This is a genomic window from Streptococcus sanguinis (assembly GCF_020729765.1).
GTDB classification, from domain to species: Bacteria; Bacillota; Bacilli; order Lactobacillales; family Streptococcaceae; genus Streptococcus; species Streptococcus sanguinis_Q.
Genome location: NZ_JAJEPD010000078.1, coordinates 1 through 9,558, shown reverse-complemented (window position 1 = coordinate 9,558; position 9,558 = coordinate 1). Strand labels below are relative to the sequence as shown.

General features: G+C 40.3%; 11 protein-coding genes and 1 tRNA gene. 10 read left to right on the top strand and 2 right to left on the bottom strand.

What is annotated here, in order from left to right; genetic code table 11:
• A partial coding sequence (locus K4H96_RS10555; protein ID WP_227956512.1) for a hypothetical protein occupies positions 1-185 on the top strand: 185 nt, incomplete at its 5' end.
• Positions 186-273: 88 nt separating this feature from the next.
• Positions 274-2,211, top strand: coding sequence for a CAP domain-containing protein (locus tag K4H96_RS10550; protein ID WP_227956511.1), 1,938 nt, complete (start codon positions 274-276; stop codon positions 2,209-2,211).
• Between the two features lie 208 nt (positions 2,212-2,419).
• Here K4H96_RS10550 and K4H96_RS10545 read toward each other — a convergent pair whose 3' ends face one another.
• Positions 2,420-2,662, bottom strand: a complete 243-nt coding sequence (locus tag K4H96_RS10545) for a type B 50S ribosomal protein L31 (protein WP_002895374.1) — start codon at positions 2,660-2,662, stop codon at positions 2,420-2,422.
• Between the two features lie 107 nt (positions 2,663-2,769).
• On the bottom strand, positions 2,770-3,705 hold the full coding sequence (locus K4H96_RS10540) for a DHH family phosphoesterase (protein WP_223336932.1): 936 nt from the start codon (positions 3,703-3,705) through the stop codon (positions 2,770-2,772).
• 105 nt (positions 3,706-3,810) lie between these two features.
• On the opposite strand from K4H96_RS10540, the gene K4H96_RS10535 reads away from it, so the two are divergent.
• The 8 genes from K4H96_RS10535 to cas9 form a co-directional block, all read left to right on the top strand.
• On the top strand, positions 3,811-4,251 hold the full coding sequence (locus K4H96_RS10535; RefSeq protein WP_223336931.1) for a flavodoxin: 441 nt from the start codon (positions 3,811-3,813) through the stop codon (positions 4,249-4,251).
• A 124-nt stretch (positions 4,252-4,375) separates the two neighbouring features.
• Entirely contained in the window at positions 4,376-5,758 is a 1,383-nt protein-coding gene (gene sufB, locus K4H96_RS10530) for a Fe-S cluster assembly protein SufB (protein ID WP_002902982.1), read from the top strand.
• A gap of 341 nt (positions 5,759-6,099) precedes the next feature.
• On the top strand, positions 6,100-6,363 hold the full coding sequence (locus tag K4H96_RS10525; RefSeq protein ID WP_223336930.1) for a chorismate mutase: 264 nt from the start codon (positions 6,100-6,102) through the stop codon (positions 6,361-6,363).
• Complete coding sequence (crcB, locus tag K4H96_RS10520) at positions 6,363-6,737, top strand: fluoride efflux transporter CrcB (protein WP_223336929.1); 375 nt, start codon at positions 6,363-6,365, stop codon at positions 6,735-6,737. Before K4H96_RS10525 ends, crcB (K4H96_RS10520) begins: the two co-directional genes overlap by 1 nt.
• Positions 6,734-7,060: a fluoride efflux transporter CrcB gene (gene crcB, locus K4H96_RS10515; protein ID WP_223337328.1), complete on the top strand. Its 327-nt coding sequence runs from the start codon at positions 6,734-6,736 to the stop codon at positions 7,058-7,060. Before crcB (K4H96_RS10520) ends, crcB (K4H96_RS10515) begins: the two co-directional genes overlap by 4 nt.
• A gap of 118 nt (positions 7,061-7,178) precedes the next feature.
• Positions 7,179-7,526, top strand: a complete 348-nt coding sequence (gene rplS / locus K4H96_RS10510) for a 50S ribosomal protein L19 (protein ID WP_002900259.1) — start codon at positions 7,179-7,181, stop codon at positions 7,524-7,526.
• Between the two features lie 40 nt (positions 7,527-7,566).
• A tRNA-Arg gene (locus K4H96_RS10505) sits at positions 7,567-7,638 on the top strand.
• Positions 7,639-7,998: 360 nt separating this feature from the next.
• On the top strand, positions 7,999-9,558 hold a 1,560-nt coding region (cas9, locus tag K4H96_RS10500), incomplete at its 3' end, for a type II CRISPR RNA-guided endonuclease Cas9 (RefSeq protein ID WP_227956509.1).

Genomic DNA, 9,558 nt, shown 5'->3' with positions numbered 1-9,558 from the left:
TTATTACATTGACTGACGATGAGTACAAAGAATTAGTATTTAGAGCCCCTTATGATTATTTTGTTGATATGCTAGGCAGTAAAAAATGTGCAACCTTTAATCAGGTGGATTCACTAACTAGTGATTCGTTTTTTGTGTTTGATAATGATGGAGTAGTCAACTGTCAGCTGGCAGTATTTTCGTGAAATTCTTTTTTATGAAGTTGTGCACAAARAATAAATTCCCCCCCACAAAAAATAAAGTGATGTTGGTCACTTTGGAGGTTTAATTAATATGAACAATCGTTTCAGACTCTTATCAAGATCTGTTGTAGCTGCTGCGGCTATTATTCCAGCAATTGCTGTTGCGAATAATGCTCAGGCTCAAGATTATGGCTATAACTACTATCAACCAGGTTATAATTACTGGAATGGTGGTTACAACAATTATAACTATGGTTATAACAACTATAATTACCGTAACAACCGCAACTACCGTTACAACAATTACAACTATGGTTACAATAACTATAATTATGGCTATAACAACTACAATTATGGCTATAACAACTATAACTACGGTTACAATGGCTATAATTATGACTATGGTTATAATAACTATTATCCAGGCTATAACAACTGGAATTATAACTATAGCAACAACTACGGATATAATGGTTGGAATAACTACAACAATCTGGCAAATGATGAGAASTATATTTACTGGAATGGTAACCATTACTACCGTATGACAGATGGTTCTTACCGTATCTATCGTGATGGTGAGTGGAAGCCACTGACAAATACTAACAATAACAGCACATCCAATAACAACCTGGAAAACGATCCACATTATCGTTATGAAAATGGTTATCATTACTATGTATTGGATAATGGCGACTATTACTACTATCAAAATGGTAAGTGGGTATTTGTTAAGGATTCTGCTGATAACTCAACTAATCCAACAACTCCAAGCCAGCCGGAAGAACCAAAACCAGAAGTTCCAACTCCGACTCCAGCGGAACCAGAACAACCAACTCCAGCTCCTACTGATAAACCAGATGAGCCTACTACACCAGCAGAACCAAAACCAGAGGTACCAAGTGTTGATTTGCCAGAAAATCCTCCAATTAACGGTGCAGAAGGCGACCTCAATCCATTTGCTCCGAAACCAGAGCAACCAGCGGAACCAAAACCAGAAACTCCAACAAGACCTGCTGTACCAGAGACTCCTGGTTTGGTAACAACTGATAAACCAAGTGAAGATCAAATCCCGCCATATGTTGAAAAACCAGCAGAAGGTCTTGAACATTTGACATGGGCACCGAATGGACGAGCTCCAAAAATTATCTACCCAACTGGAAAACCAGGTGACAAGGCTCTTGAGTCAGATCCTAACTATTACTTTGATGGTTCTACCCATTATTACCGTATACCATCTGACTCAGAAGCTAATGGATACTCTCCATATTGGAAATGGTTTGGTGACAAATGGAAACTGCAAGGTATGACTGATCCAAACGATCCAGCTCTTGATCCTAAACTTCACGAAAACACTGCAGATGATGAATACATGTACAGTGATAAAGACTCTAGCGTGAAATTGTACTCAACTAACCTWGTGACAACTGCTAAAGCWGGTCAACCGCTTCCATTCAAGAACGTTGAAGAGTTCAAAAACTACGTTATCGAAAAGATGAATCCTAAGTTCCTTGATAACGCAGGATGGGATGCCAAAGTTGAATGGGAAATCGAAGATCCAGAAATCTTTGAAAAAACCAAAGAAAACCCATATGCTAAGGATTATGTCTTGATTGCAAACCTTAAGAGTGGCGTTGAGGACAAGAAATACAGTGATGTAGAATTTGGTTATGTTAAGTTTGTTTACCGTGTTGAAGCAACAAACGATACAAACTATGACTATGTTTCAAAAGCTAAAGAAGCTTTCGCTAAAATCAATGAAGAGCGTAAAGCTCAAGGCTTGAAAGAGTTGACATGGTCAGAAGACATTTATCAAAATCAAGCACTTCCAAAAGTAAATGAAATCTCACGTCAATACGATAGCTCAGGCTTTGTTGGACGTCGTGATGAAGATCCATCTGTTGTCGTTAAGAAATGGGCTAACAGCGGTCTGAGAGAATTGCTTCTTGATCCTAACGTAACTGAAGGGGCAGTAGCGACAGTTGTAGACGGAAATGGTGTTTACTACTGGGCTTACAGCTATAAATAATAAGGAATTGTATTCTTAAATATCTGTGCTCTTAATCTTTGGTTGCATATAAACCACACTCCAAAAGTTAGATTTTAATCGACTGACTTTTGGAGTTTTTTTGTTGAATTAACTAGGAAGCAAAAGTAGCGGTTGTGGATAGATTTTAAAGTTTAAAAAGGCGAAAAGAAATTTTGAGTACAAAAAAAGCACCGATTGGTGCTTATGATTATTTGAGACCGTATTTTTTGTTGAAACGATCCACACGTCCATCTGCTTGAGTGAACTTTTGACGTCCAGTGTAGAATGGGTGTGAGTCTGATGAAATTTCTACACGGATCAATGGGTAAGTTTCCCCTTCGAACTCAACTGTTTCGTTTGAACGCTTAGTTGAACCACTAAGGAACTGGTAGCCGGTAGAAGTGTCCATGAAGACAACTGGGCGGTATTCTGGATGAATATCTTTTCTCATTTTACAAAAATTTCCTTTCTGCCATGGTCTCTTTGCGAGCCATAGATTAGTTACTTTGATAGTTTATCAAATTCTGATTGATTTGACAAGACTTTTAGACTAATTTCTTACTTTTTTGCCAATTCTTTCATCTCGGTGTAGATTTGCTCTATTTCTTCTTTAGAAAATGCATTGGCTCCGCTGGCTAAGGGGTGTCCTCCGCCATGATGATTTTTAGCAATACCGTTGATAGGAATAACCTTGCTGCGCATGCGGACACGGTAGTGACCATCTGGCTGCTCAACAAAGATAGCCCACAGACCGACATCTTCAATTCGTCCAGGTGCCCCGACGATGGCTGCTGTATCAGCATCGGTCAGTTGATAAGCTTGTAAAACTTCCTGAGGCAGAATGACCCGCGCAGTCCCATTTTTATCTATTTCCAACTGCTCATAGACATAGCCCTGCAGTTTAGCTACTTGGCGGCTGATAGAGTCCATTTTGCGGGACAAGGCTGATAAGTCGAAATCGTACTGGCGCAGCTTGGCAGCTACTTCGAATGTGCGGGCGCTAGTGGAAGGATAAAGGAAGCGGCCAGTGTCGCCGATGATACCAGCATAGAGGAGTTCAGCAGCTTCCTTGCTCAAGTCTAAGTTATTTTCAAAGGCAAAGAGAGCAATCATCTCACTGGCACTGCTAGAGCTTGTATCTACCAGAGAAATATCTCCGTAAACCTCATCATCAGGATGATGATCGATTTTGATGAGGAAATCGCCTGTCGTGTAGCGTTGGTCATCAATGCGGGCTGTATTAGCAGTGTCACAGACGATGACTAGAGCCTCTCGGTAATCTTCGTCTGCGACTTGGTCCATTTGTGCTAGCCACATGAGATTTGGCTCATCGTAGCCTGTTACTTTTATTGTCTTTTCTGGGAAGTGGTACTGAAGCAGCTTTTGTAGTCCGACCTGACTGCCAAGAGCATCAGGATCTGGCCGCATATGGCGGTGGATGATAATAGTATCGTATTCTTTGATCTTACTTAAAATATCATGATAAAGAGTCATAAATAACCTCGTCAACTTTCTTTACCCATTGTAGCATAAGAGTTTTTATTTTTAAAATAAAAAAGATATGATATAATGAGAGCAGATTAGAATTTGGAGGAAAATATGACCTTAGCGAAAATTGTATTTGCCAGTATGACTGGAAACACCGAGGAAATTGCTGATATTGTGGCGGATAAGCTAAGAGAACTGGATGTAGAAGTTGAAGTGGACGAGTGCACCACTGTCGATGCAGAAGATTTCTTGGAAGCAGATATTGCGATTGTAGCGACCTATACCTATGGTGACGGTGAGTTACCTGATGAGATGATGGACTTCTACGAAGACTTGTCTAGTTTGGATTTGTCTGGCAAGGTCTATGGGGTGGTCGGTTCAGGCGATACTTTCTATGACGAATTCTGCAAGGCTGTCGATGACTTTGATGCTGCCTTTGCTGCTACAGGAGCAGTGAAGGGCTCAGAAAGTGTTAAGGTGGACCTATCTGCGGAAGATGATGATATTGCGCGCTTGGAAGCTTTTGCAGAAGGCTTGGTTGATAAAGTTTAAAGTGATAAATAGAGAAAACGGCTTCTGCCGTTTTTGTTTTGCGAAAGTGTTATTTTCTGACAATTCTCATGATTAGGAGTATAATGTAAGTGAGCGCTATCCATCAGATAAAGGAGGAGTTCCTATGAAAGAACGCGACTATGCCTTTGGTTTTCATGATGATGTCAAGCCACTCTTTTCGACTGGTAAAGGTTTGACCGAAGAAGTTGTTCGAGAAATCTCAGAAATCAAGAATGAGCCCCAGTGGATGTTGGACTATCGTCTGCGCTCCTTGGAACTCTTTCATAAGCTGCCTATGCCCGACTTTGGCCCAGATTTGTCAGGGATTCGCTTTGATGATGTTATCTATTATCAGAAGCTAAGCGGAGATCGGGCTCGCAGTTGGGATGAGGTTCCAGAAGAGATTAAAAAAACCTTTGACCGCTTGGGAATTCCAGAAGCTGAGAAGCAGTTCCTATCTGGAGCTGTGGCTCAGTATGAATCTGAAGTGGTTTACCACAATATGAAGGAAGAGTTTGCCAAGCTGGGGATTATCTTCACCGATACGGATACGGCTGTTCAGGAATATCCGGACTTGGTCAAGCAGTATTTTGGTACTGTGATTTCAAACGCTGAGCATAAATTTTCTGCGCTTAATAGCGCAGTTTGGTCTGGCGGAACCTTTATCTATGTGCCCAAGAACGTCCAGTGCCAAGTTCCTGTTCAGACCTATTTTCGAATCAATGGCGAAAATGCCGGCCAGTTTGAGCGCTCCTTGATGATTATCGAGGAGGGCGGCTCTATCCAGTATATCGAGGGTTGTACAGCACCGACTTACACAAGCAATAGTCTTCATGCGGCAAATGTCGAAATCATTGTCAAAAAGGATGCCTTTTTCCGCTACACAACCATTCAAAACTGGTCGGACAATGTCTATAACCTCGTAACCGAGCGGGGGATTGTTGATGAAGGAGGCACCTTAGAGTGGATTGATGGAAACTTAGGCAGCAAGGTCAATATGAAATATCCGTGTAGTATTCTTAATGGCCGCAATGCACGGACTTCTGTTTTATCTATGTCTTTTGCCAACTATGGTCAGCACTTAGATGCGGGTTGTAAGGTCTTTCATAATGCTCCTAAGACATCCAGTACCTTAATTTCTAAATCAGTGGCCAAGGATGGTGGAAAGACAGACTATCGTGGTCAGGTCCGCTTTGGTAAGAATAGTGCTGGTTCCAAATCTCATATCGAGTGCGATACCATTCTCATGGATGGTGAATCCAGTTCTGACACCATTCCTTTTAATGAAATCCATAATTCAAATGTCGCGCTAGAGCATGAAGCCAAGGTTTCCAAAGTATCTGAGGACCAGCTCTACTACCTAATGAGCCGAGGAATAAGCGAAGAAGAAGCCACAGCTATGATTATCAACGGATTTATGGAACCCATTACCAAAGAACTACCAATGGAATACGCCGTCGAACTCAACCAACTCATCAACATGAGTATGGAAGGCTCAGTTGGCTAAAACAGTCCGGAGGACTGTTTTAGGTTGCAGATAAAAACTCGCTTTTGCGAGTTCCCTTTAATCTAAGGTCCATTGGACCTTTTTAATCTGCGGATAAAAACTCGCTTTTGCGAGTTCTCCTTAATCCAAGGTTCGGGGACCTGTTTTAGGTTGCAGATAAAGACTCGCCTTTGCGAGTTCACTTTAATCTAAGGTCCAGTGGACTGTGTTAGATTGCAGATAAAAACTCGCATAAGCGAGTTTTCTTTTAATCATGGTCCATTGGACTTTTTTTATTTAGAATTAAACTAGAAAATTTTACTATTTTTTGATATGATAGATAGAATATGAGGAGGAATGAGATGACGTTAGAAGAAATCAGACAGGAAATCGATCAAGTGGATGATGCAATCGTTACCTTACTGGAGCAACGCATGAATCTGGTCGACCAAGTCGTGGCTTTAAAAAAATTAACGGGTACGGCTGTATTGGATAGTAAGAGAGAAGGTATGATTTTCACCAGAGTTGCGGATAAGGTAGAAAACAAGGACTACAAGGAAACTGTTGTTGCGACCTTTTCTGACATTTTAAAACGTTCGCGTGAATTTCAGAATAAAAATATCTAATGAAAGAAGTACAGAACTCGATAGCTGTGGCTTTATCTGCGATGGTAGGCGGATGGCTGCGTTATCAGATAGCTCTTTTATTAGTTGTTGCTGATTCATTTCCGCTGGCTACCTTACTGATCAATTATTTGGGGACGTTTTTGCTAGTCTATATTATCAAGGGCTATCTTAGTAGTAAAGTTAAGTCCCAGCGCCTAATTCTAGCACTTTCGACCGGTTTTTGCGGAGGTTTGACGACCTTTTCTGGTCTTCTGCTAGACGGCATCAAGTTAGCAGATTCAGGGCGCTATATGGAGCTTCTTATCTATCTAGTCTTAAGTGTAGGTGGTGGCCTTGCAATCGCCCTATGGGCTGGAAAGCAGGTGAAGGCATGATGTGGGCGATGTTAATCTGCTGCGGCGCTGGTGCTCTTGTGCGTTATGTTTTCTCCAAGGTCAATAGCAGAGCATCTCTTCCGATTGGGACTTTGGCGGCAAACCTTCTAGGTGCTTTTCTCATTGGATATTTTTATAATCATATAGAAGACAAGCAACTTTATGTGATTTTAGCAACAGGCTTCTGTGGTGGCCTGACGACCTTTTCCACCTTGAATGATGAGCTGGCAGAGCTCTTTTCGGAGCGAAAGAAATTTGTTTTCTATTTGGCTCTGACCTACATACTTGGTTTTTTAGCGATTCTTTTGGGAATTTTCATTTAAATATCTTTACATTTTTAGAAATTTTGATATAATATACTTTGTGCCTAATGGAAGCACAAAAAACGGCTAATCCGCTGCGGTCTTGAACCTTAAGATTAGTAAGATAGGAGTAGAAAAAATGAATCCATTAATCCAAAGCTTGACTGAAGGTCAACTTCGTACTGACATCCCTGCATTCCGTCCTGGTGACACTGTCCGCGTTCACGCGAAAGTTGTCGAAGGAAGTCGCGAACGTATCCAGATCTTTGAAGGTGTGGTTATCGCTCGTAAAGGTGCTGGTATCTCAGAAACTTACACCGTTCGTAAAATCTCTAACGGTATCGGTGTTGAACGTACTTTCCCAATCCACACTCCACGTGTTGACAAGATTGAAGTCGTTCGTTACGGTAAAGTCCGTCGTGCTAAATTGTACTACCTTCGTGCATTGCAAGGTAAGGCAGCGCGTATCAAAGAAATTCGCCGTTAATCTTAGAAAGACTCTGTCGTTGGGCAGAGTTTTTCTCTAAGTCCCCTTAGTTCAATGGATATAACAACTCCCTCCTAAGGAGTAGTTGCTGGTTCGATTCCGGCAGGGGACATAAAATCCTAACAATAACCCTTGATTTACAGAGGTTTTTGTTATAGTCGGCCCTAATCTGCCCCAAAAGTTTCAAAAGTCTTTCTTATCTGATTATGATTTTTTCTTGTTGTTGTTCTAAATGGTGGGTGTAGACTTCTGAAAACTCAAAACAGATGGTTTGTCGCCATTCCCAAGTTACGAGAGTAATATCATTCTTCATAGCTGCAGATATGGAGATATTGAAGAATGAAAAATGAGCGCTACAGCAAAAGCTGTAGCGTTTTTTTAGTAAAAAGTGACAAAAATACTCATTATCTATTGAATTTTTGAGTTTTTAAGTTTACAATGATATTAATATAATGTGTAATGAGGTGGAGTTATGAATGGAAAAATTTTAGGGCTAGATATCGGTGTAGCTTCTGTGGGTGTGGGAATTATAGACAAAGAATCTGGTGAAATTATTCATGCCAGTTCACGAATTTTCCCAGCGGCTACTGCTGACAGCAATGTTGAGAGACGAGGATTTCGCCAAGGTCGGAGATTAGGACGCAGAAAGAAACATCGAAAAGTTCGTCTAGCTGATTTATTTAGGGATGCTGAGCTTGTAACAGATTTTTCAAAAGTATCTATCAATTTAAATCCTTATGAATTACGAGTTAAGGGACTAATTGAGAAATTAACTAATGAAGAATTATTCATTGCGTTGAAAAATATTGTCAAAAGGAGAGGGATTAGTTATCTTGACGACGCTAATGAAGACGGTGAGTCTTCTTCCTCAGAATATGGCAAGGCTGTTGAAGAAAATAGAAAGCTGCTCGCAGATAAAACACCAGGACAGATTCAGCTGGAACGTTTTGAGAAATACGGACAGGTTCGAGGTGATTTTACCATTGAAGAAAATGGAGAAAAACACCGTCTGCTTAACGTGTTTTCGACCTCGGCTTATAAAAAAGAAGCAGAGCGAATCTTGACAAAGCAGCAAGACTATAATCAAGATATCACTGATGAATTTATTCAGGCTTATTTAACGATTTTAACTGGAAAACGTAAGTATTACCATGGACCAGGGAATGAAAAGTCTCGTACGGATTATGGACGCTTCAGAACAGATGGAACAACTTTGGATAATATTTTTGGTATTTTGATTGGGAAATGTACCTTTTATCCAGAGGAATACAGAGCTGCTAAAGCTTCTTACACGGCACAGGAATTTAATTTACTCAATGATTTGAACAATCTGACTGTTCCAACAGAAACTAAGAAGCTCAGTGAGGAGCAGAAGAGACAGATTATTGAGTATGCAAAAGGGGCTAAAACTTTAGGTGCCGCTACTTTATTGAAGTATATAGCAAAATTGATTGACGCGTCAGTGGACGATATTAAGGGCTATCGGATTGATAAAAGTGAAAAACCAGAAATGCATACTTTTGATATTTATCGAAAAATGCAAACATTGGAAACGGTTGACGTTGAGCAACTATCTAGAGAAGTTTTAGATAAGCTGGCTCATATTCTCACACTCAATACGGAACGTGAAGGAATCGAAGAAGCGATTAAAGTATCATTTACTAAAGGAGAATTTGAACAAAATCAGATTGCTGAATTAGTCTCATTTAGAAAGTCTAATAGTTCTTTGTTTGGAAAAGGCTGGCATAATTTTTCAATCAAATTGATGATGGAGTTGATTCCAGAGCTTTATGAAACATCTGAAGAGCAAATGACAATCCTTACACGATTGGGCAAACAAAAAACAAAGGCAAGATCTGAACGAACCAAGTATATTGATGAGAAGGAATTGACCGAAGAAATTTACAATCCAGTAGTTGCTAAGTCAGTCAGACAAGCAATTAAAATCATAAATCTTGCTACAAAGAAATATGGCATCTTTGATAATATCGTTATTGAAATGGCGCGCGAAAATAATCTGAAAAAGCTGAAT

Bases quoted from the DNA above. Each gene is read 5' to 3' on its own strand.
- sufB (WP_002902982.1), top strand. From the start codon at position 4,376: ATGAAAGAACGCGACTATGCCTTTGGTTTTCATGATGATGTCAAGCCA.
- K4H96_RS10540 (WP_223336932.1), bottom strand. From the start codon at position 3,705: ATGACTCTTTATCATGATATTTTAAGTAAGATCAAAGAATACGATACT.
- K4H96_RS10535 (WP_223336931.1), top strand. From the start codon at position 3,811: ATGACCTTAGCGAAAATTGTATTTGCCAGTATGACTGGAAACACCGAG.
- crcB (WP_223337328.1), top strand. From the start codon at position 6,734: ATGATGTGGGCGATGTTAATCTGCTGCGGCGCTGGTGCTCTTGTGCGT.
- rplS (WP_002900259.1), top strand. From the start codon at position 7,179: ATGAATCCATTAATCCAAAGCTTGACTGAAGGTCAACTTCGTACTGAC.
- crcB (WP_223336929.1), top strand. From the start codon at position 6,363: ATGAAAGAAGTACAGAACTCGATAGCTGTGGCTTTATCTGCGATGGTA.
- K4H96_RS10545 (WP_002895374.1), bottom strand. From the start codon at position 2,662: ATGAGAAAAGATATTCATCCAGAATACCGCCCAGTTGTCTTCATGGAC.
- K4H96_RS10525 (WP_223336930.1), top strand. From the start codon at position 6,100: ATGACGTTAGAAGAAATCAGACAGGAAATCGATCAAGTGGATGATGCA.